The organism is Chlorobium sp. (genome assembly GCF_036528655.1).
GTDB lineage: Bacteria > Bacteroidota > Chlorobiia > Chlorobiales > Chlorobiaceae > Chlorobium.
Window position 1 is genome coordinate 46,672 of the sequence record NZ_JAIGND010000023.1, and the last position, 21,794, is coordinate 68,465.

18 protein-coding genes and 2 pseudogenes are annotated in these 21,794 nt (G+C 51.5%); 9 read left to right on the forward strand and 11 right to left on the reverse strand.

The genetic code is table 11. The features are described 5' to 3' along the window. Positions 1-62 precede the first annotated feature (62 nt). Entirely contained in the window at positions 63-737 is a 675-nt protein-coding gene (locus K4305_RS06685) for an ABC transporter ATP-binding protein (RefSeq protein ID WP_331561627.1), read from the forward strand. Beyond that, positions 734-1,522 carry an ABC transporter permease gene (locus K4305_RS06690; protein ID WP_331561628.1) on the forward strand — a complete coding sequence of 263 codons (789 nt, stop codon included), beginning with the start codon at positions 734-736 and terminating at the stop codon, positions 1,520-1,522. Before K4305_RS06685 ends, K4305_RS06690 begins: the two co-directional genes overlap by 4 nt. Here K4305_RS06690 and lgt read toward each other — a convergent pair. After that, positions 1,508-2,353: a prolipoprotein diacylglyceryl transferase gene (lgt, locus tag K4305_RS06695; RefSeq protein ID WP_331561629.1), complete on the reverse strand. Its 846-nt coding sequence runs from the start codon at positions 2,351-2,353 to the stop codon at positions 1,508-1,510. The two genes, K4305_RS06690 and lgt, sit on opposite strands and share 15 nt — an antisense overlap. Positions 2,354-2,488: 135 nt before the next feature. On the opposite strand from lgt, the gene K4305_RS06700 reads away from it, so the two are divergent. Both K4305_RS06700 and K4305_RS06705 read left to right on the forward strand, forming a co-directional pair. Then, complete coding sequence (locus tag K4305_RS06700; protein WP_331561630.1) at positions 2,489-3,685, forward strand: ATP citrate lyase citrate-binding domain-containing protein; 1,197 nt, start codon at positions 2,489-2,491, stop codon at positions 3,683-3,685. 62 nt (positions 3,686-3,747) lie between these two features. Continuing rightward, a complete protein-coding gene (locus tag K4305_RS06705) occupies positions 3,748-5,580 on the forward strand; it encodes a citrate/2-methylcitrate synthase (RefSeq protein ID WP_331561631.1) in 1,833 nt (610 codons plus the stop codon). Between the two features lie 195 nt (positions 5,581-5,775). On the opposite strand, the gene K4305_RS06710 is transcribed toward K4305_RS06705, so the two are convergent. The 10 genes from K4305_RS06710 to K4305_RS06755 form a co-directional block, all read right to left on the reverse strand. Beyond that, positions 5,776-7,128, reverse strand: a complete 1,353-nt coding sequence (locus tag K4305_RS06710) for a uracil-xanthine permease family protein (RefSeq protein WP_331561632.1) — start codon at positions 7,126-7,128, stop codon at positions 5,776-5,778. A 23-nt stretch (positions 7,129-7,151) separates the two neighbouring features. Next, on the reverse strand, positions 7,152-8,078 hold the full coding sequence (locus K4305_RS06715) for a cache domain-containing protein (RefSeq protein WP_331561633.1): 927 nt from the start codon (positions 8,076-8,078) through the stop codon (positions 7,152-7,154). Beyond that, positions 8,075-9,706, reverse strand: a complete 1,632-nt coding sequence (locus K4305_RS06720) for a glutamate synthase-related protein (protein ID WP_331561634.1) — start codon at positions 9,704-9,706, stop codon at positions 8,075-8,077. The genes K4305_RS06715 and K4305_RS06720 overlap by 4 nt, the downstream gene beginning before the upstream one ends. Before the next feature lie 166 nt (positions 9,707-9,872). Continuing rightward, complete coding sequence (locus tag K4305_RS06725; RefSeq protein WP_331561635.1) at positions 9,873-10,088, reverse strand: hypothetical protein; 216 nt, start codon at positions 10,086-10,088, stop codon at positions 9,873-9,875. 65 nt (positions 10,089-10,153) lie between these two features. Further along, positions 10,154-11,152 carry a trypsin-like peptidase domain-containing protein gene (locus K4305_RS06730; RefSeq protein WP_331561636.1) on the reverse strand — a complete coding sequence of 333 codons (999 nt, stop codon included), beginning with the start codon at positions 11,150-11,152 and terminating at the stop codon, positions 10,154-10,156. A gap of 226 nt (positions 11,153-11,378) precedes the next feature. Further along, complete coding sequence (aqpZ, locus tag K4305_RS06735) at positions 11,379-12,068, reverse strand: aquaporin Z (RefSeq protein ID WP_331561637.1); 690 nt, start codon at positions 12,066-12,068, stop codon at positions 11,379-11,381. 230 nt (positions 12,069-12,298) lie between these two features. Further along, positions 12,299-12,775 carry a hypothetical protein gene (locus tag K4305_RS06740; RefSeq protein WP_331561638.1) on the reverse strand — a complete coding sequence of 159 codons (477 nt, stop codon included), beginning with the start codon at positions 12,773-12,775 and terminating at the stop codon, positions 12,299-12,301. 3 nt (positions 12,776-12,778) lie between these two features. Next, positions 12,779-14,017 carry an exonuclease SbcCD subunit D C-terminal domain-containing protein gene (locus K4305_RS06745; protein WP_331561639.1) on the reverse strand — a complete coding sequence of 413 codons (1,239 nt, stop codon included), beginning with the start codon at positions 14,015-14,017 and terminating at the stop codon, positions 12,779-12,781. Positions 14,018-14,065: 48 nt separating this feature from the next. Further along, positions 14,066-16,021: a DUF4914 family protein gene (locus K4305_RS06750; protein ID WP_331561640.1), complete on the reverse strand. Its 1,956-nt coding sequence runs from the start codon at positions 16,019-16,021 to the stop codon at positions 14,066-14,068. Positions 16,022-16,707: 686 nt separating this feature from the next. After that, a complete protein-coding gene (locus K4305_RS06755) occupies positions 16,708-17,853 on the reverse strand; it encodes an NAD(P)-dependent malic enzyme (RefSeq protein ID WP_331561641.1) in 1,146 nt (381 codons plus the stop codon). Between the two features lie 56 nt (positions 17,854-17,909). On the opposite strand from K4305_RS06755, the gene K4305_RS06760 reads away from it, so the two are divergent. The 5 genes and pseudogenes from K4305_RS06760 to K4305_RS12310 form a co-directional block, all read left to right on the forward strand. Further along, positions 17,910-18,248, forward strand: coding sequence for a hypothetical protein (locus K4305_RS06760; RefSeq protein ID WP_331561642.1), 339 nt, complete (start codon positions 17,910-17,912; stop codon positions 18,246-18,248). 98 nt (positions 18,249-18,346) lie between these two features. Next, complete coding sequence (gene pepN, locus K4305_RS06765; RefSeq protein WP_331561643.1) at positions 18,347-20,908, forward strand: aminopeptidase N; 2,562 nt, start codon at positions 18,347-18,349, stop codon at positions 20,906-20,908. A gap of 129 nt (positions 20,909-21,037) precedes the next feature. Beyond that, positions 21,038-21,212, forward strand: a pseudogene (locus tag K4305_RS12305) (type II toxin-antitoxin system PemK/MazF family toxin); the annotation flags it as partial. An 8-nt stretch (positions 21,213-21,220) separates the two neighbouring features. Continuing rightward, the gene (locus K4305_RS06775; protein WP_292002769.1) at positions 21,221-21,484 is read left to right on the forward strand and encodes an N-acetyltransferase; all 264 of its coding nucleotides are present in this window, start codon (positions 21,221-21,223) and stop codon (positions 21,482-21,484) included. 189 nt (positions 21,485-21,673) lie between these two features. Next, positions 21,674-21,794 (forward strand): annotated as a pseudogene (locus K4305_RS12310) (AAA family ATPase); the annotation flags it as partial.

The window sequence follows — 21,794 nt, forward strand, 5'->3', positions numbered from 1 at the left end:
GTGAGAAGGATGTATTTTCTTAATAAACGAATAGTTAGTGACCTTTTCAAAATCCCGGACGCATGATGCCGCTTCTCGAAATACGCGATCTCGATTACGCCTGGCCGGCAGCCGGGATGCCGGTATTCGATCGACTCGATATGACGGTAAGCGAAGGTGCGTTCATTCTTGTCAGGGGAGCTTCCGGCTCCGGCAAGTCCACCCTTCTTCGCCTGATATGCCGCCTCAACCAGCCGCAAAGCGGTACGATTTTTTTCAGAGGCCGGAATATCGCATCGATTCTTCCGTCCGTTCTGCGTTCAATGATCAGCTATGTCGCCCAGATACCGCAGATGGTCGATGCGACGGTGGCAGAAAACCTCCTGCTTCCGTTTTCGTTTTCCGCAAACAGCAGTAAAACCGTCCCGGAAGAACAGGAACTCGCTCGCATGCTCGGCGATTTCTACCTCGATACGGTTTCGCTCAGCCAATCTGCTCTGAAGCTTTCGACTGGTCAGAAACAACGACTCGCCATCATGCGGGCCATTCTGCAGCATCCCGAGCTGTTGCTTCTCGATGAACCAACCTCGGCTCTCGATCCTGAAAGCGCAGCAATGGTGTTTTCCATCATGGAACATCTGAACAGAGAGCAGAAGACGACGATAATGTGTGTCACGCACAGCGATTACCGGCCTGCGACCCTTGCGGCGCAGACCTTCAGGATCGAGAACCGGCAACTTATACTCAATGCTCCATGAATAGCGGCATCATCGATATATCGGCAGGAAATCTGCTTCTTGCATTTATCTTTATCTTTATAGCCCAGGCAAGTTCCTTCATCTACCATCTCGGGCTCAATCGCGATATCACTGTCGGTGCGCTGCGCACCTTTGCGCAGCTTTTTCTCATGGGGTATGTGCTCACCTTCATTCTCGGCTCCGAAAGCCTGCTTCTGACTGTTGCGGTATTTGCTGTTATGGTGATATCGGCAATGTTCATCGTCAGGGGAAGAGTAAAGGAAAAACAGGTATCTTACTTCATGCCGACCCTTCTCACCATGCTTGTCACCTATTTTGCAACCGCGGTGTTCGTTTCGGGTCTTATAGTCGGCACTACTCCCTGGTGGGAACCCCGGTATTTCATTCCCACAGCAGGAATGGTCATCGGCAACTCCATGTCGGCAATCGCCATCGCGCTCGAACGGCTGTTCCGCGACCTTCGCCAGCAGCGCGAATTGGTGGAAATGAAACTCTCGCTCGGTGCCAATTACCGCGAAGCCAGCGATGAGGTATTCAGGAACGCGGTGACTGCAGGAATGATTCCCTCGATCAACGCAATGATGGGCGTCGGTCTCGTCTTCATTCCCGGCATGATGTCCGGTCAGATCCTGTCCGGAACCGATCCGCTTATCGCCATCCGTTACCAGATTGTCGTCATGTTCATGCTGGTGGGTTCGACGGCGATAACCTCGATCATCGTTATGCTGATCGTGCGGAAACGGTGTTTCGGCAGCGGGGAAGAGGTGCTCCTAACGCCCCGGTGAGGGCTTTTTCTGCAGGAGCAATATGGCTGCGCCGGCAAGCATCATGGCAAAACAGAGCACCTGACCCATGGAAAGATTCAGAAACACGAAACCGAGATGCGCATCGGGTTCGCGGAAATACTCAATAAAATAACGAACGAACCCGTAACCGAACAGGTAGAGCCCGGAAAGGAATCCCGGATACGGCGATTTTTTCCGCAGGGCCCAGAGCAGGACAAACAGAACGATACCCTCGAAAAACGCTTCGTAAAGCTGCGATGGATGGCGAAGCTCAAGCGTTGAAGCCATCGGGAAATACATGCCCACAGACGCCTCGGTTACCCGTCCGTAAAGTTCCCCGTTAATGAAATTACCTATACGTCCGAAGGTGTAGCCAAGGGGCAGGGCAGGAATGAAGAGATCGAAAGACTCGAAAAATCCTTTTTTCTGTGAACGACAGAAAAACCACATTGCCAGCACAACCCCGATAACGCCGCCATGATAGGACATTCCCGTTATTCCCGCAAAACTGCAGCCTCCTGACGATGAGGCCCACGGGAGCAGTGTGCCCAGCGGATCGGCAAAAAAACCTTCGAGTCCGTAGAACAGAATATAGCCGAGTCTGCCACCGAGCACCACGCCGACCATTGCCCAGGTCAGCGCATCGCCGGCAAAAGCCCGCGTAAAATTGGTTTTTTCGGTTTTCAGACGGTAAAGCGTCAGCAGGTACACCACAGCGAACGCAACTATGTACATCGTACCGTACCACCGGACGGCAAATCCTCCGACCGAAAAGATAACCGGATCCATTTGTGCAGGCAGATTCTGCCACCAATAAAGAAAATCGTTCATATGGGTCTTTTTTTAAGAAGATTTAAGCGTTAACAATTATAAACTATTGGATTGTATTGAAATATAGTTAACTTAAAATCTTGCACATTTCCTTGTTTATTTCAGTTACCCAAAACATACAAACAAATCAATAGTATGGCTAAGATACTTGAAGGGCCGGCTATGAAGCTTTTTAACAAGTGGGGCATTCCCGTGCCTAACTATGTGGTTATCATGGACCCGAACCGGCTTGAACAACTTGGTGAAGCTAATAAATGGCTGAGAGAATCAAAACTGGTTGTCAAAGCACATGAGGCTATCGGCGGACGTTTTAAACTCGGCCTTGTCAAGCTCGGCCTGAACCTTGAGGAAGCTGTCGCAGCTTCTCGAGAAATGATCGGCCGCGAAATAGGCACTGCGGTCATCCGCCAGGTGATCGTTGCGGAAATGCTCGAGCACGATGAAGAATATTATGTCTGCATCAACGGTAATCGTGACGGGGCCGAAATACTGCTTTCCAACAAGGGCGGCGTCGATATCGAGGATAACTGGGATAGCGTCCGCAGGTTGTTTATTCCTATCGATGAAAACCCGAGCATCGAACGCCTGACGGAATTCGCCAATGAAGCCGGTTTCAGCGGCGAGATTGCCGAAAGGGTGGGAAAAATCGTTTCCCGTCTCGTTCTCTGCTTCGATAACGAAGACGCGCAGTCCATCGAAATCAATCCGCTTGTCATTCGCAAGAGCGACATGCGATTTGCCGCACTCGACGCGGTCATGAACCTCGATTACGATGCGCGGTTCCGGCATGCCGACTGGGATTTCAAGCCGGTATCCGAAATCGGACGTCCCTTCACAGAAGCTGAACAGCAGATCATGGAAATCGACGGACGCATCAAGGGTTCCGTCAAGTTTGTCGAGGTACCCGGCGGAGAAATCGCCCTTCTGACGGCAGGCGGCGGCGCTTCTGTTTTCTACTCGGATGCTGTTGTGGCTCGCGGCGGCACCATTGCAAACTATGCCGAATATTCCGGTGATCCGCCGGACTGGGCCGTTGAAGCGCTCACCGAAACCATATGCAGTCTGCCGAATATCAAGCATATCATTGTAGGCGGAGCCATCGCGAATTTTACCGACGTTAAGGCGACTTTCAGCGGCATCATCAACGGGTTACGTGAAAGCAAGTCGAAAGGCTACCTCGAGAATGTAAAAATCTGGGTCAGACGTGGAGGTCCTAACGAAAATCAGGGTCTTGCCGCCATGAGAAAACTGCAGGACGAGGGCTTTGACATCCATGTGTACGACCGCAGTATGCCGATGACCGATATTGTCGACCTCGCGCTCAACTCTTGAGGAACAATATCATTAACGACCAATTATAAAGGAACTTATAACTTTTTAATCAGGAAAGAATCGTGAGTATATTAGCAAACAGGGATACACGGGTAGTGATCATCGGCGGCGTCGCCGGCCTGAATGCCGCAAGGAGGATGGCCCAGTTCGACTTTCTGGTCAACAGGCCCCTGACGGTGCAGGCTTTCGTTTATCCTCCCGAAGAAGGCCAGCAGAAAGAGATCTACCGCGGCGGCGAGCTGAAAAACGTGCCCGTCTATTCGTCTCTCGAAGAGGCGCTTGCCGAAAACCCGGGCATCAACACCGCGCTCATCTACATCGGTGCGAATCGGGCCTACACCGCTGCCAAGGAGGCGCTCGAGGCATCGAACATCAAGCTGGTTTCCATGATCACCGAAGGTGTACCTGAAAAGGATGCCAAGAGACTGCGCAAGTTGGCCCATGAAAACGGCAAGCTCTTCAACGGCCCATCCTCAATCGGCATCATGTCGGCAGGGCAGTGCCGCCTCGGCGTTATCGGCGGCGAGTTCAAAAACCTGAAACTCTGCAACCTCTACCGTTCCGGTTCGTTCGGCGTCATCACCAAATCCGGCGGACTTTCGAACGAAGCCATGTGGCTTTGTGCCCAGAACGGTAATGGCGTTACAACTGCTGTTGCAATCGGCGGCGATGCCTACCCTGGTACCGATTTCGTCACCTACCTCGAAATGTTCGAAAATGACCCTGAAACCAAGGCTGTCGTTATCGTAGGAGAAGTTGGCGGAACTCTCGAAGAGGAAGCTGCCGAATGGCTTGCCGCAAAACCCCGCCGCATCAGGCTGATCGCCACTATCGGTGGAACCTGCCAGGAGGTGCTGCCTCAGGGTATGAAATTCGGCCATGCCGGCGCAAAAGAGGGTAAAAAAGGCCTTGGCTCGGCACGCTCGAAAATGAATGCGTTGCGCGATGCCGGCGCTCTTGTGCCAGAAACCTTCGGCGGACTTTCAAAATGCATCAAACAGGTCTACGAAGAACTTCTTGCCGACGGCTCCATCCAGCCGGAACCGGAAATCGACGAGGCGCTGCTGCCCGAACTGCCGCCAAAGGTGCAGGAAATCATGAAGCAGGGCGAAGTCATCGTCGAACCGCTTATCCGCACGACCATTTCCGACGACCGCGGCGAAGAACCTCGTTATGTCGGTTACGCGGCTTCGGAACTCTGCGAGAAAGGCTATGGCATCGAAGATGTAGTCAGCCTCCTCTGGAATAAAAAGCTGCCATCGCGCGAAGAGTCGGAAATCATCAAACGCATCATCATGATCTCCGCCGATCACGGCCCGGCGGTATCCGGCGCATTCGGAGCCATCATCGGCGCATGCGCGGGTATCGATATGCCGCAGGCGGTCTCGGCAGGTATGACCATGATCGGCCCGCGTTTCGGCGGAGCTGTCACCAATGCCGGCAAATACTTCAAATACGGCGTCAAGGAGTTCCCGAACGACATTCCCGGATTTCTTGCCTGGATGAAGCAGAACGTCGGTCCGGTTCCAGGTATCGGCCACAGGGTGAAAAGCCTGAAAAATCCCGACAAACGCGTGAAATATCTCGTGGATTACGTGAAAAACCACACCTCGCTGCATACGCCATGTCTCGACTATGCACTTGAAGTGGAAAAGATCACAACGTCGAAAAAAGACAACCTGATCCTCAACGTGGACGGAACCATGGGCTGTATTCTTGTCGATCTGGACTTCCCGGAACAGTCGCTCAACGGCTTCTTCGTTCTGGCGCGTACTATCGGCATGATCGGCCACTGGATCGATCAGAATACCCAGTCCGCAAAGCTTATAAGGCTTTACGACTACCTGATCAACTATGCCGTCAAGGAAGAGCGCGAAGTTCCGGAAAAGAAGTAAGCGCATCAGCGTCAATAGCAAGACCAAGAGAGCGGGAAATAAACCTCCCGCTCTTTTTTTTGCGATCCGGATTTGTTGTATAATATAAATTATGTAAAGCTAATAAACTGTAAACAGTTATTGCTTTACATAATTGAGGTTATAATACAAAAATCCGCAACCGATCTGTTGCCGGATGATCGTGTATCAATGGTATCACTTATTTGCCTGATTATGCAGCAGCTTTGAAAAAGTAACGTCAAGATTCAGTATCTGATGCAGAATAACGGCAAGAATGGTTGTTGTCGGCAGCGGATCGGTAAAGAATATCTGTATGAACTCAGGGGCGCGCGCGTACAGGTCCGGCAGGAATGCCGTGCTCAGGCCGAAAATGAGCGAAATGCCTATAACGAAGGTGTTCCGCGGATTCCATGATTCCGCGAACATTTCGATCAAACCGGTGGAGATCATGAAACATCCGGCAAAAATGATCGATGCGCCGAGTACCGGTTTGGGCATGAGCGTCAGGGCAACGGTCAGTTTCGGGCAGAAAGCGAGTATGATGAACAGAACCCCCGACGCGACGCTGATCCAGCGGCTCAGAACCCTGGTGGAACCCGCAAGACCGATATTGCTCGAAGAGGTATCGACCGCCATGCCGCCAAGCAGACCGGCAAGAGCCGTTGAAAAACCGTCTGCAAGCAGACCTTTGCGAATCGGCACATAATCGACTGTTTCATATTCAGGTCTTGATATCTTCTGTGCTGCAAGGAGATTGCCGAACGACTTGAGCGAACCGCTGATCGAAATAACCGCAAACGGCACCATCAAACCCCAGTCGAAGGTGATCCTTCCGAATTCCGGCCCTATGACCGGCAGCGCGAAAAAGGGGGCGTTCGTGACCGCGCCGAGATTGAACCAGTATTCCGGCAGCATCAGAAAAGAAAACAGCCAGCCTCCCAGCATACCGATCAAAAGACAGTATATTCTGACAAAGCCCTTTCCCCAGAGGTTGCTGAGCACCATGATCATGAGAGATACCATCCCTATGACGATATCTCTCGCCCGTATCGCATCGCCCTTGAACTCCACGCCAAAGAGCGCTGTTACCGACATTTTGATGACGCTGATACCGACCATCGCGACCACAAGTCCGACAAGATATTTCGGAAAAACGTTTTTGAACCTCTGCACCACCGGCGCAAGGGCCATTTCGATAAGGCCTGCAATAATGATCATGCCGCGCATCAGCGGGATGCCGCCAAGCCAGGCGGCTGATAACGATACGCTGAAATAGGATGGCCCGCAGACATTAGGGCAAAGATAGCCCGAACCGAGAAAAGGCAATCCCGCAGACTGGACAATCGAACCAAGTCCGGCGGCAAGCATCGAAAACGTAACGAAAGTGGCAGCAAACTCTGAGGTTTCGTTAATCTGCGCAGCAAAAATGATTGGCAGGGCGATTGAAACGAACATCAGCATGACGTGCTGAATCGAAAGCACCATAAGCTGTAACGGCGGCGGAACGTCGTCAACCGCATACTCCATAGTTTTTCTGTTTTTCTTCATGTCAGAGTTGATGAACGCTCCATTTATGGCGGCTGAGGCAGATCGGTCACAGCTCCTACATAGACCACCCTTCCCTCGAGCGGCACCTTGCGAAGATAGAGGCATTTCTTGATCAGGCCCCGCTGATACCGACTTTTAGCAAGAAAGACCTCCCATGTGCTCTCTCGCTTCCGAAGCCTTTCCAATGCTTTTCTGAAAGGCTTGTGCCCCACCTCGTCAACCGATTCGATAATGTTTATCTGCTGTAACTTCTCGTTCACCACCGGCGAAATCAGCGCGTTGCCGTCGGCAGTGAAAACGAATGACCTGACGTCGCGATAATTGTACTCTGAAAAAGGATCGGCTATCTCAGCGATTGCCGCACGCCCTTCTTTTTGTATGCGCATGACCGCGTCATCGACAATAACGCGGATAAACTCTTTTTCTTCGTGCGGATAGTCAATTCCTCCCCCTACATACACCTGCTTTCCATCCGGAGTAGTGACCATGAAATGGCAGGATGATTTCGGCACAGGATAGAATTTTCCGGGCTCCCACCAGGTATAGTGTACCCATCCATGCGGATTGACCGGATTAACGATTGCCCTGAGAATATGTCTTGTGATCTTTTTGCCGTTTTTATCGGTTACATCAAGCAGGTTTTTACCCTCAAGCTGCGGCATGCCTTCATGGTAAAGATTCGTGCCGTCAATCGAATAGACGTAGAGGTAATAATCTTCAGTGTCCTTCTTCTGCTTTATGTTTCGATGCCGCCTGAGGTTCAGCACTCCTTCCTGCTGCACCAGCATTGCCGCATCGTAAACGAAACGCACAAGATCTTTCGTATCGCGATACTGGTATATTCCGAGATCAAGTTCCCCGTATCTGCTTTGACACCCAGAGACGGCGAGCAGAAGTGCCGTAACGATCGATAAACCCCATACAAGGTTTTTTTTATTTCCGTTTTTCATAATGCATCCGGGGATCCACCGGCATGAGCTATGCCGGCAAGCGCGGCCATATCCGCCCTGCAGGTTACCAGATCATCCCGGCTGAAATCGCTGAGCCTCCGGCAGCCGCACGCGCGAGCCATCACTTTCATCAGTACCGTAGTGTTCATCAGGTAATTGCGGAGCCTTCCCGCTGCGTGATCGATCGTCACCCGCTCCCTGAGAACAGGATCCTGCGTCGCGATGCCCACGGGACAGCGGTTGTTGCCGCATGCCCGCATGGAGAGGCAGCCGATTGCCTGAATCGCGGCATTGCCGATGGCGATGGCGTCAGCTCCGAGCGCAAGGGCCTTGATGTAGTCCGTTTCCGTGCGCAGGCCGCCGGTGATGACGAGTGAAACGCTCGCAGCTCCGCACCGGTCGAGATGAGTGCGGGCCCGGGCAAGAGCGGGAATCGTGGGCACGCCGGTGTGGTATTTCAAAAGATCGGGCGAGGCTCCCGTACCTCCCCCCCGTCCGTCGAGAATGATGTAATCGGCACCGGCGTCGAGCGCGAAGTCGATATCCCGTTCGATATGCTGGGCTGACATTTTGAATCCTATGGGAATGCCGCCGGTCGCTTCGCGTATCACTTCGGAGAAATTCCTGAAATCCTCCGGAGTAGAAAGGTCGGGAAAACGGGAAGGCGAACCTGCTTCCTCGAAAGGCCGAAGCCCTCGCGTTTCGGCGATCTCCGGGCTCACTTTCGCACCGGGCAGAATGCCGCCGATTCCGGTTTTGGCGGCCTGACCGGCCTTGAAGTGGAATGCCTGGCAGCGTTTGACCTTATCGATATCCCAGCCGAATTTAGCAGGCGCAAGTTCATAGAAATAGCGGGAACTCTCGCTTCTCTCAGCCTCCAGCATCCCCCCTTCGCCTGAAGCGATACCGGTACCAGCCATCTCGGCGCCTTTTGCCAACGCGATTTTCGCTTCGCGCGACAGTGCCCCGAAGCTCATATCGGTGACAAAGAGCGGGATGGACAGTCTGAGGGGAATACGCGCGTTCGGTCCGATAACGACTGCGGTCTCAACCGGCTCATCCTCGAAAAGAGGCGGTCTTGAGAGCTGCGCCGTAAGAATCTGGATATCGTTCCATTGCGGAAGATCGACGAGAGGAACCCCCATTGCCGAAACATGTCCATGTGCCGGAAATGCAGCGGGTTGTGTTGAAGCGAGTCGACGGATATAGCTGTTGAAAGGCTCTTCCGGCGTATCGTTCGTATCGGCATAAGCATGGCGGGATTCGGGCTGCGGATGCCGGGCATCCCAGCTCCCGATTTCGTTCTCGTCAACATAGACGGCATCCTCCTGTTGATCGATCCACGTCGCGAACTGCTCGAGCTTTTCGTCGTTGTTATATTCGCTTATGCCGGTATCGAACCGGTAGTCCCACCCGTGTACGCCGCACAGAAGGTTCTTTCCCTCTATATGTCCATCGGCCAGGAGGGCCCCTCGATGATGGCACCTTCCGTAAAGTACCGAGACGTTTTCTCCGTAACGGATGACGACGAGATCGACATTCAGTACCTGCGCATAAACCGGTTTTTTCTCTTCGAGCTCGCTCCAGGTTGCGACCTTGACTTTACCTGTCCGTATACTGCTATCCATAGATCTCCGAGGTTTAGAACCTTTTTCAGCCATTTCAGGGTACAGGGTCACCCCTTACTAACCAGAAACGAACCCTGAATATGAATAGCTTTCACCTGACTTCCCTGCTGCACGTTCCTCGCGACTACGCAACTCCCGACGATGGGGCATAAGTATACCTGACGGCCTATTGTGCACGTAACTGACCCATTATTTTTACAGTGACCGGATAAGTTTCAAGCTCCTGCGGAATTAAAGCCTGTGTTCGAACATTCTCGCGGGCGAGGCCAACCACGATAGCCGGACTCCCCTTTTCGTCCAGCCCTATTCCCACCGACGCCACATCGGGCAGGGCAAGAAGTTCTGCCTCATTCGCCTGCTTCACCTCGCCGATCGTTTTCATATCGATATCTTTTGAGCAATTGGCCATAATCGGTATCAAGCATAAAAACAGAATACGCAATATCTTCACAACGTTACTCCCAGCAGGCCGAAAACGTTCTGGATACGGTTGATCACCGTAGTTTCGTCACTGCCCGCAAATAAAAGTCCCACAAGGTTGTTCGAGTTGTCAAGTACAGCCGAACCGCTGTCGCCGCCCTGGCTCATGGCTCCCGCAAGCAGCTGGTCGCGGAACTGGGCAACCCTGCCGGCACCGTAGCTGACGTTGACCGTAACGTCGATCTGCTGGATCTCCCCTGTCGTCAAGCCCGTCGTTCTGCCGCTTTTTTTTACAGCCATGCCCAATGTCCCTTCCGCCGTTCCGGCAATGGCCCCGAATCCGAGAATATCGTTCAGCAGTTCTTCCTGATTGATCGGTCGCGCAAGCGCGGCATCGACAAGATTGTCAGCGCCTTGAACGCTTACTGCCTGTAAACGAGTGTCGCTGCCGGTTACCGAAGCAAGAAAGTTGCATACATCGGCAATGGAATTAGCAACCGGACAACTGCTCGAAGAACCAGAATAGGTGATGGGCACAAACTCGGCAAGCTCGGCAATTTTGTCGGCAGGATTCATACCACCGTCATAAGGGCCCGGCTGGAGAATCGCATCACCGATGGAAGCGTCGTTACTGTTGGACAGCACATGATTGTTCGAAAGGATGAACAGCTCCCCGTTCTTGCGTACAAGACACCCGAGCGTACCGGCGGTGATCTCATAATGCCCTATGCTCACTCCTCCCGGTGAAGGCCGGAACCTTCCTGTCGGCGGCTGGAATGCCCTGATCCGACCAGTTGCACGCACATCGGTAGGAATACCGTCAACCGATTTCGGCAGGAGATCCCTGCTCAACAGCTTCGACTCAGGTTCTTTTCGCTCCACCGAACAGACAATGCTTAATTCGCCGGTTTGTTTCCCTGCAGTGGTCTTGAAACCGATACCGGTAGCGACCACATTCTTTCGGCTCATAAGCGATTCACGAACGGAACCGAGCAGCGGGATTATCGAAGAGATAACGGTGTCCATGAGCACTCCTTTTTTTCAGGGATTGAAAGGAATCTGAAAACGGGACTTTACTCTGCAAAAATACGAAAACCAGAACTGAGCGGCAAAAAGAAGCCGAAAGAGCCGGGAACATCAGATCCGGCCTGTTGGATATCCCCAAAAACCCGAAAAGGGGAAGTGCCCGAAAACCTGACCGTTTTCGGGCACTTCGTGACTGGAAAACACTTTCAGTTCGATACAGATGCCTTCACTCCTCGGCGCTACCGATAAAACGGTATATGACGGCGCCAAGAATCCCGCCGACGATAGGCGCCACCCAGAACAGCCAGAGCTGTTCGATAGCCCATCCCCCGGCGAAAACCGCCACGCCGGTGCTGCGTGCCGGATTGACCGAAGTATTGGTAACGGGAATGCTGATAAGATGGATAAGCGTGAGACAGAGGCCGATGGCAACCGGAGCAAGGCCTTTCGGAGCCCGCTCGTCAGTCGAACCGAGAATGACGATAAGAAACATCATGGTCATCACCACCTCGGCAACGAGAGCGGCAAGAAAGGAATAACCGCCAGGAGAATGCTCGCCGAAGCCGTTGGAAGCAAATCCTCCGGCAAGAGAGAATTCGCCTTTTCCGCTGGCGATTACGTACAGTACGCCGCCGGCGACAATCGCTCCGGCAACCTGCGCCACAATATACTGGACGAGATCCTTTGCTTCGAAACGGCCCCCTGCCCAGAGTCCGATGGAAACCGCAGGATTGAGGTGACACCCCGAGATGTGCCCGATCGCATATGCCATAGTAAGAACGGTAAGACCGAATGCAAGCGAAACGCCGAGCAGCCCTATACCGACATCGGGAAAAGCCGCGGCAAGCACAGCGCTTCCGCAACCGCCAAGCACAAGCCAGAACGTACCGATAAACTCTGCTACATATTTTTTCATATGAAGTTTTACTTTACCGCCCGGATGGAGTATTGCCGAACGAGGGTTGATCTTTTTTATTAATACATTATATATGTACTTAAACGGTAAAATATAGTTAAACCCTCATATTCCTCAAATATTCATATCGGTCTGATGGAAATCTCCTCAAAAGAACAAGCGCCCTGTTCAAGGGCGCTCTGGTTCAAAAAAAGGATCGGGGAAAACTATTACCGAAGACAGTAACTCGGTCAGGGACAAGTGAAGGTAACGTTGATCCATGCCGAAGCCGCCCCGTCTTGAAGGTTTGGAATAGCCCTGTAACTGCCTGCCGGAAGACTGTATCCTTTTGCCTCGCCATAAGAATTGAAATTCCTGACCAGTTCTCCGGTGCCTTTTTCAATCCAGAAGCCGCTTGCTCCCTGACCATTGACATTTGTGATCGTTCCGGTTGCAGGCAATGAAAAGAGCTGGCCGTTGATTTTTGCATTCTGACCGGGGTATCCCCTGCTTTGACTGCCGTTACCTGTAACGGTCGTTGCAGCCAATGATACTGTAGCAACGAAAATAACGGCCATCAAAGTCGCAGATAAGGCTCTCATTGTTTTTTTCAGCATGGCACTTCTTTTGATTGTTTTTGATTGTTGTTGTAAGATTTTGCCGGATATGGATTTAACAGAAAATATAATAACAAAAAAAGCAATTGCTGCAATCTGAAGCAAGCTCATTTATCAACAGTCCCTGCCGGTTTTCATCTCATCACGCACCGCATCAACAATCTCCTCAAAGGCCTGCAGCAATTCCGGCCTTTGCTGTCCCGGAACTTTGCCCGCATCGAGACAGCGGTTGAATACATCGAACTCGCTCAGTTCTTCGAGCGATTCTTCCCGCGACAGCCGCTGGATAGCAAGCTCCGTAACCCGTTTGTTTTTTATTCTTCTAATTTCGAGGGCAGAACCTTTGATCGTTACTTCAAGGTGGCCCCTGAGATCACCCGGCTGCTCGTCGCCGGAGTACTCGATTTCCAGCCATGCGCTACAGCCTGATGCCCTGAGTTCGAGAATGCGCGAAGTGATGGTGTCGAGATTCCCGGAGATACGTTCAAGCGGCTGGAAACAGGGCACGGGAACCGTGGTGATCACCCGCTCTCCACCGCTGAACTCCACAATCACAACCTCTTTCTGCTGTCGGGCCTCGCCGAACCCGATTGGAATGGGCGATCCGCTGTAGCGCATATGATTCTCCCCTGCCACGCGCTGGGGAACGTGCAGATGGCCGAGGGCAAGATAATCTATGCCGGCTGGAAAAACCGAACGGCTGACGTGGGCCAGCGAACCGACATAGATTTCGCGGACTCCATCGCCCTCAACAGTGGTTCCCCCTGCCGTGAAGAGGTGCCCCATGGCGATCAGGGGCAGAAAGCCCCCCTCCTCCAGCCGCACCTGTTCAGCCGCCTGGCACACATCGCGGTAATGACGTTCGATGCCTTCGATCAGTTTGCGATTCTTCTCCTCGATACTCTCGCCCGGCCCAACGGTGCGTATATCCCGATCCCTCAGATGCGGCACTGCGCATACGACAGCCTCGGCTTTTCCCTTCCTGTCGCGAAGCAAAATCACCTCGTCCATGGGATCGTCGCCCGGTGAGCCCACCACATGCACGTCAAGTGTACGAAGCAGGGCTTTGGGCGCATCGAGAAACGATGGAGAATCGTGGTTTCCGGCCGTTATCACCACATGGCGACAGACATTCGATCGAGCCATCCTGTACAGAAAACCGTAGTACAGCTCCTGCACTCCGCTGCCGGGTACGGAGGTATCGAACACATCTCCTGCAACAAGCAGTGCATCGACCTTTTCGGTTTCGATCAGGTGATGGAGCCAGTCGAGAAAAGCAGAAAACTCTTCATAGCGGCTTCTGCCGTAGAGCGTACGCCCCAGATGCCAGTCGGATGTATGGAGAATTTTCATGCTGTTGACACTCGCTCACTGATTTGTTGAACCCATTCGAGATCGGCTTCAGAGTCCGTTATTCACGCTGCTTTGTTCATAATCTTCAATTCTGTTGAACGAATATTCGTATTCGTAACTCATTGGAATGATCTCATTGTACTCTTCAATGCTTGCATTCGACAAACAAGCCTCAATAATGCGTTTACCCGTATGAAGCAATTCACCCTTTAAAAATTTCTGCAATTCGGTTTTAAAAAACGCCTGAAGCATTTCTGCTCCGGCATCGTAACCCTCGAACCCGACTTCAGGTTGGCTGTAGACTTTCAGGAATCTGGAAGGTATTTTCGAGCCTTCAAGAGTCAGGTAATTCAGCTCGTAGCCCAACAGCGGGCAACGGGCAGGCTGATATTGATCGCCTTTGAGCTGTGCTGCGCCTCTTCGCGTAAGGTATTCCCGCATAAGCAGTTGAGGCTTGAAGCCCACAGCCCATACCCCGATATTCTGGTTGGGAACCAGTGTAAATGTTGTACGCGGTGTATCGATTATCTGCTTGAGTAACATATTTGCATGAGGGATTCTTTTTCCTGTAGCAAAAGGCCAATATGAACCGACGCCTTCGCTTTCCATCCCTCCTGAGCTGACAATACTGGGGTTGTTGTGTCCGCGTGGAGCCACCAGCCTCCACAACCAAGCCAAAGCAGGCGGAAGAACATGAAACAACCCAGCAATTCCATACGATGGGTTTTCTTTTGTGCAAACCGGGGCGCGCAAACCGAAACTCCTGATGTCAACCGAAACCGGCCGGTTAACGACATTCGGAACCGATTTCCTGGGTATAATAACTCTTGGATTCGGACAGGGTTTTCCGGGTTCGTCCTGAATATGATTCCAGATTAAAGCAGTTGATCCGGGTTGAGTTTCGATATTTAAAAATAATAATGGCAATGACGGATTGATCGTATTCTTTTCCAAAGACGGGTCGTCGCCATATTGTTTCACGCTGTCAACACGAACAAACCATGCGTTTTCAGCATCGATAATGCGCATCTTTCCGTCTTTTATCTGAACAGAAGGATGGCAGAAAGCCATATCATCGGCTACTGAATTGAAAGTACAAAATCGGGGAATCGTAATGAACCGTTCTTCGCCGGTTAATGTATTGCGCCCCAAAAGCACGCGTCCGTCGGGTTCTCTTATAATATGCTGGTGCATTTCGCTCTTTCCGCCGCCGCTTGCGCCTTCATGCATAAAAGTAGTTACATTATCGTAAGGGCTGACAGATTGCACGGCAGAGCAGTGCGCAATAATCCAATCCTCTTTTTCCGCTTGTGTAAGCATAACCCCGTAAAGGCCTTTTTTTGCGCTCGGTCCCGGATATAAATTATATGAATACAGCTCGTGAATCGATTCCGTACGATTGTGTACAACAACCTGCTTGCCATCAAAATGGGTATGCCTGAAAACAGGAGCTACAAAAATCACCGACTTCAATGCCGAATTATTCTTTAATTCATCAACAGAAACCATCTCCTGCAGCATCGACAGACCCAAAGCGAAAAATGCCGCATTGGCAGGCGCAATGGCAATTCCTAACGAACCGATATTTTCCCTTCCGGCAAAGTAAAAGAAAACAGCGAGATCCTGTTTTTTTAACCAATCGAAGGTTTCTGTCTGCAGTGCTGAAAATTCATATCCATATTTATCTATAAATCGTTTTTTATCCGTTGGCTTGTTATCGGCAATTACCATGGTTCCGGGATCCCTTCTGCGCATATATGCTTCGGTATAATTAGCCGATATGCCATTTTTCACTCGTTGCACAACTGCTTCCGTATAAATCCCTTTACCGGAAACATCGTATTTCACTTCAAACTCGGCATTGTCTTTTCCGTTTGTTGCGGCATCAGAAAGCTCTCCGGTTGTATTGAAAACGGTATAGCTTTTGCACTCGGTTAATACTTCCCTGATATTATTCGGAATAATAATGTTTTTATCATTCAATACAGTCAGTAAATTGCTCATATTCTATTATTTTTCGAGATTATATGCCTGGTTCAATTTGTTGTGTTTGTGATATTTCAATAATCAGAATATTCTCATGTGTTTTGGTTTTATATTTATTTATTTAATCAGTTAAAAGCCGAATTGAAGCAGTGCTGCCAATACACCGCATTGCGCATCTGAAGGATGTTCGCCAATAATAATTAATCGGCTCAAATCCATATTGAGTATTCAGCAGGCCTTTCAAATAAATAATTACAGATTATTTCCCGGAACGATTATGCCGGGTTAAATAAGGCAGGCAAAAACAGCTGTTTCCTGTTCATTATCACAGGCAACAGCATTTTCAGTATCAAATATAGTGCTTTTATTTTAAGTAGCCAGAAAAACATACCCAAAGGCCCCTCAGTTTTCAATAATTTTACAGAACCAGGGCATTCAAGTGCTTGCAGCCTCAAACTGCGCGCTTGATTCGAGAATAAAGTTTTCGGGCTTTTCCTGACCGGATACTTCGATGTGTCTGATTTTCCTTAAAGCAGATACGCTCATTACTCGGCGCTACCGACAAACCGGTATATGATGGCGCCCGGAGCAAGGACTTTCGGAGCTCGCTCGTCGGTTGATCCGGGAATAACCGTCCGGCGAGTCTGCCACATGCACGTAAAGCCCTTTGCCCGGATACGTTGACCGCATCCGGGCAAAACGCTTTACTTCGACGCCATGGCCGCAAGCACTTTCACGATATTGTCCACCACCTGTTTGTCGAAGGTGGTCGGCATCAGGTTATCCGCCTCAGGATCGATCGAACGGGCTATCGCATCGGCGACCGCGACTTTCATATCCGGCGTGATCTTTCTTATGCCTGTCTGCAGCAGTCCCTTGAAGAGACCCGGAAATACAAGCGCGTTATTGACCTGATTGGCCATATCCGAGCGACCGGTTCCCACGATACATGCGCCGGCCCTTAAAGCCGCTTCAGGCATGATTTCCGGCGTAGGATTGGCCATAGCGAAAATGAACGGAGAGGGATTCATGCCAGCAACCATCGCCTCCGTTACGATGTTGCCTACCGAAACGCCCACAAAAACATCGGCTCCGATCAGGACGCTCTGCAGGTCGCCTTTATGTTTCAGCCTGTTGCTTCTTTCGGCAATCTCCTGCTTTATGGGGTTCATGCCGGAACGGCCGTCATAGAGCGCTCCCTGGGTATCGACAAGAACCACCTCTTTTACCCTCGCATGAATCAGCAGTCTGGCAATGGCGATGCCGGCCGCACCGGCGCCGTTAACCACCACATGAAGATCCCCGAGATCCCTCTCGCTGACACGGCACGCGTTGATGATGGCCGCCAGAGTAACGATTGCGGTTCCGTCCTGATCGTCATGAAAAACCGGAATGGAAAGCGCCTTTTCGAGTTGTTCGAAAATCTCGAAACACCTCGGAGATGAAATATCCTCAAGGTTTATGCCGGCAAAACTCGGTTCGATCAGCTTGCAGAACTTGACGATATCATCGACATCCGTTGAATTTATACACAATGGAATAGCGTCAATATCTGCAAACTCCTTGAAAATAATGGATTTGCCCTCCATCACAGGCATTGCTGCCTCCGGCCCGAGATCGCCGAGCCCCAGAATAGCCGTTCCGTCGGTAACGATTGCCACCTGACTGCCACGGTTGGTCATGATGAAAGAGTTCCGCTTGTCCCCGGCAATTTCCGTGCACACAGCCGCAACTCCCGGAGTGTATGCCGCAGACATGTCCTCCTTGTCTTTTAAACTGACTTTGGATCGTATTTCTATTTTACCGCGCGCATGGCGATGCAACTCGAGAGATTGTTTTGAATAACTCATATGATGTAAACCTGTTGTAGCCTGGTGATAATAAAAAAAAAGCTGATGCTGGCGGAATGCCGAAAGGAGAAGAAGAACAGCGCCGCAATGTACCTAAAAAAGCGAGAACCCCATGTGTTGATTTCCTGAACGCCGATATTCCGGCCAAGGCTCCCCTGCCGAAAGAGCTTCGCCTGCAACATAAACGTCACCCCTTGGTTTCAGTACCTTCATACCTCTCTGGATCGTCAACGGCGTTCACGCGATCATACAACCTCCTGAGCGCCCGTATTGCCGACATGCTTTACTTCTTCATCGCCGTCAACGAAACCGACAATGCCGCCCTGCGGTACGGCACGCTGCATATGAAGGATTTCTTCAGGGAGTTTGCGCGGAAAAATGTAACCGGGAAATAATGTCCGGGCTTTTTTGCTGAACCGGGTAAATTATCTACCATACAACAGACAGATAATCAGGGTACTTGATAACCAGCACCCCTTTTAAAGCGTTTCTCATGACATTTCTGATGGATACTGAAAACATTCTCACCCGGGAAGCGGCTGAAACCCGCAGCAACCTTGTTTCCAATGCCAGCTACACCCTTGAACTCACCCTGAAAGAGCATGCCGCCGAGTACCGGGGCCGCTGCATTGTCGCGTTTGACTATTGCCATGGAGGTATAGCCCCCCTCAAGCTTGATTTCATTACCAAAGAGATCGATGCGGTAACGCTCAATGGCATGGCGACGGAGGAGTATCTCAGGGGTGAATTTGCCATCTATCTCGATGAAGATCATCTAAGAGCGGGCTGCAATACGCTGGAGATCACCTACACCGGATTATTCGATAACACCGGATCGGGCTTTCACAAATTTCAGGATCCCGCAGACAGTGAAGAGTACCTGCATACCGACTTCGAGCCCTACGACGCCCACCGCCTCTTCCCCTGCTTCGATCAGCCCGATATCAAAGCCTCCTACCAGCTCACGGTACACGGACCCTCAAAATGGACCTATATCCACAACACCCTGCCCGAGCACACCCGGACAAACGGCGATGAGGTAACGATTGCGTTTACACGCACGGCTGTCTTTTCCACCTACCTCTTTGCCCTGGTCGCAGGTCCTTACAGCAAGTGGGAAGAGCGTTACAACCGCATTCCGCTTGGCATTTACTGCCGGAAATCGCTCGCAAAACACATGGACCCGGACAACATCCTTGCCATCACCAGGGAAGCCATGGCCGCCCTGGAGGCCTACTTCGACTACCCCTATCCATACGACAAGTACGACCAGGTTTTTGTCCCGGAATTCAATTTCGGAGCCATGGAAAATGTGGGTTGCGTCACCTTCAGCGAACACTATATCTTTCGCAATAAAAAGCTCTACAGCGAGCACCTGGACCGTGCCAATACCATCACCCACGAGATGGTGCATATGTGGTTCGGCGACCTGGTGACCATGAAATGGTGGAACGACCTCTGGCTCAACGAAAGCTTTGCCGACTACCTCTCCTATTTCACCATGTCCAAAGGGCAACTGTTCAGTGATGCCCTGGAACACATGTATGTCCGCAAAGAGTGGGCCTATCAGCAAGATCAGTATGCAACCACCCACCCCATAGCCTCTTCGGCCCGCGATACCATCGAGGCCTTCAGCAATTTTGACGGCATCAGCTACTCCAAGGGCGCCTCGGTGCTTCGCCAGCTTCAGTACTACATCGGCGATGAGGCTTTCCGCGCCGCCATCGGGAAATACTTCAAACGATTCGCTGGAAAGAACACCACTCTGGATGATTTTCTTTCAATCATGTCGGAAACAAGCGGCATCGACATTGTCGCCTGGAGCCGCCAGTGGCTCGAAACCACCGGCGTCAATACCCTCCTGAGCCGAATCGGGAACGGCAGGCTCAGGATCGAGCAGCTGGGTTCGGTCGGCAACGATCTCATCCGGCAGCATGCCATCGAATTTACAGGCTACCGTCTGAGCGGCGGCGCGCTCGTCGAAAACGAAACCCAAAAGATCATCATCGACGGGAAAACCGCCGAGGCACAGCTGCAACCGGATACAGCATTCGTGATCCTCAATACGCACGACCACGATTATGTAAAAGTCTTTTACAGCCCGGATGATATCGCCATCGCCCGCCAGTCGCTCGGTACCCTTGAAGATCCGTTTGCCCGTCGGCTCGTTCTGGGCAGCCTCTGGCAGATGGTGCGCGATAATGCCTTCGATCCGACCGGGTTCATCGAAATGGGCATTGAGCTCGGCATGAAAGAAAAGGATCTGTCAATTCTCAACAGCCATCTTATCGCAAAGATCAATGCCATAGTAACGCTATACCTGACTGATGAAAACAGAACAATATGGATGTCCAGGCTCAACACCATGGCCCGCGAACGCCTGGGCCGGTCCGGTAAAAGCGAGCAGGAGCAGATCATCTGGTTCGGTCTCCTGCTGACAACCGCTCTCCAGCCCGATGAGCTTGACTACCTGCACGCCCTTGTCGATGGAACCGAATCCATTGCATCGCTCGAAATCGACCAGGAAAAACGCTGGAACATCATAGCCCGCCTGATTGCCTTCAGCCATCCTGGAGCCGAAAACCTGTTCAGCAACGAAAAAGAGCTGGACAAAAGCGATCTTGGGCTGAAAAAAGCCTTTATGGTGGAAGCCTCGAAACCCGACAGCGCGGCAAAGGAAACCTGCTGGAAGGCATTCACGGAACAATCATCCCGCTCCACGGATTACCTCCGCTACGGCATGAAAGGCTTTCACTGGAAGGTGCAGAAGGATCTTCTTGCACCGTACATCGACCGGTATTTTGACGCGCTTGAAAAGGTCTATACCGAGCGCGATGTGCATTACGCCGGGGCTTTCGGCCACTCTCTCTTTCCGCAATGGAATCAGACTCCGGACATGCTGCACAACATTGAAACCTTTTTGAACCGGAAAGGCTCAAACGGCTCCGGGCTACCGTCCTTGCTCAGAAAAATGCTCATCGAACAAGCAGACGACCTGAAACGGATCCTGCCGATCCTGGAAAAACAGCAAGCCGCGGACAGTTCGACAGAGTAACTATCGCCGTTGCGGTTATAAGCGCATCGAGCACAGCAGGCTGGCTGAAAAGTGTACAAAACCTGATGCTGTCGAAAAACGTCAACTATCGGAAAAGGTTATGCACTAACAAATTGAAACCCGGCCTCAATACTGAGGGGACGGGATCCGGCGAGCAGACCTCCACCATACTCAGAGGAATGAGCAATCCGGTCTCCGGCCTGTTCTGGTGGTGAACCATGATGTGTTTCATGACCGGCCAGGAACCGTTATTGCAATCGCGTTGACAAGCCAGCCTCAAAAAGCGGGTTTTCCGCTTGCCATGCTTTGCCCATGTTCAGACACTGCCGGCTTGCCGTAGACCGTTCCATGAAAAGACAGCGCCTCGGAGATCAATTGCTGCTGGCGGCCGAAAGACAGTGTTTGCCGGCTGCCAGCCATGTCGGAGGTATCGGATTGCACATCGAAGCCAAAAACCCCGACGTCGCAACCTGGTACGCCAGCTACGGAGCCTTGCCCTTACCCCAAAAATCGCTCCCCCTCATTCTGTCATTCCAGACAATATGCACAGCACTGGAATCAGCAGAAAAACGGTAAGGCGACGGCTCTCGTCCCTTGCAGCATTGCGGTCCCATGCTCTCAAGATAACTATTTTACAGGAGCAGTTTCACGTACGGATGCTCGCCTCCAAGTCATCCATTGTCGGAATACCTCTTGTGCAGTGTTTGCTCTTTGCAGAATGTTTGCTATGTTGAGTTAATTTACTCAACATAGTGAGCTAAAATTATGATCATCGAGCGCACACAAAAAAAAGTGCTGACACACAGGATCGAATCAGAACCTCGTCAATTTATCCAGGTGCTCTACGGCCCTCGTCAAGTCGGTAAAACCACGCTGGCATTGCAGT

What these genes read in the sequence shown, in the direction of transcription:
- K4305_RS06740 (WP_331561638.1), bottom strand. Translation starts at nt 12,775, where the DNA reads ATGAGCTTGCTTCAGATTGCAGCAATTGCTTTTTTTGTTATTATATTT.
- K4305_RS06720 (WP_331561634.1), bottom strand. Translation starts at nt 9,706, where the DNA reads ATGGATAGCAGTATACGGACAGGTAAAGTCAAGGTCGCAACCTGGAGC.
- K4305_RS06685 (WP_331561627.1), top strand. Translation starts at nt 63, where the DNA reads ATGATGCCGCTTCTCGAAATACGCGATCTCGATTACGCCTGGCCGGCA.
- K4305_RS06710 (WP_331561632.1), bottom strand. Translation starts at nt 7,128, where the DNA reads ATGAAGAAAAACAGAAAAACTATGGAGTATGCGGTTGACGACGTTCCG.
- K4305_RS06775 (WP_292002769.1), top strand. Translation starts at nt 21,221, where the DNA reads ATGTTCAGACACTGCCGGCTTGCCGTAGACCGTTCCATGAAAAGACAG.
- K4305_RS06745 (WP_331561639.1), bottom strand. Translation starts at nt 14,017, where the DNA reads ATGAAAATTCTCCATACATCCGACTGGCATCTGGGGCGTACGCTCTAC.
- K4305_RS06760 (WP_331561642.1), top strand. Translation starts at nt 17,910, where the DNA reads ATGCCGAAAGGAGAAGAAGAACAGCGCCGCAATGTACCTAAAAAAGCG.
- K4305_RS06755 (WP_331561641.1), bottom strand. Translation starts at nt 17,853, where the DNA reads ATGAGTTATTCAAAACAATCTCTCGAGTTGCATCGCCATGCGCGCGGT.
- pepN (WP_331561643.1), top strand. Translation starts at nt 18,347, where the DNA reads ATGACATTTCTGATGGATACTGAAAACATTCTCACCCGGGAAGCGGCT.
- K4305_RS06700 (WP_331561630.1), top strand. Translation starts at nt 2,489, where the DNA reads ATGGCTAAGATACTTGAAGGGCCGGCTATGAAGCTTTTTAACAAGTGG.
- K4305_RS06730 (WP_331561636.1), bottom strand. Translation starts at nt 11,152, where the DNA reads ATGGACACCGTTATCTCTTCGATAATCCCGCTGCTCGGTTCCGTTCGT.
- lgt (WP_331561629.1), bottom strand. Translation starts at nt 2,353, where the DNA reads ATGAACGATTTTCTTTATTGGTGGCAGAATCTGCCTGCACAAATGGAT.
- K4305_RS06725 (WP_331561635.1), bottom strand. Translation starts at nt 10,088, where the DNA reads ATGAAAACGATCGGCGAGGTGAAGCAGGCGAATGAGGCAGAACTTCTT.
- K4305_RS06750 (WP_331561640.1), bottom strand. Translation starts at nt 16,021, where the DNA reads ATGAGCAATTTACTGACTGTATTGAATGATAAAAACATTATTATTCCG.
- K4305_RS06715 (WP_331561633.1), bottom strand. Translation starts at nt 8,078, where the DNA reads ATGAAAAACGGAAATAAAAAAAACCTTGTATGGGGTTTATCGATCGTT.
- aqpZ (WP_331561637.1), bottom strand. Translation starts at nt 12,068, where the DNA reads ATGAAAAAATATGTAGCAGAGTTTATCGGTACGTTCTGGCTTGTGCTT.
- K4305_RS06690 (WP_331561628.1), top strand. Translation starts at nt 734, where the DNA reads ATGAATAGCGGCATCATCGATATATCGGCAGGAAATCTGCTTCTTGCA.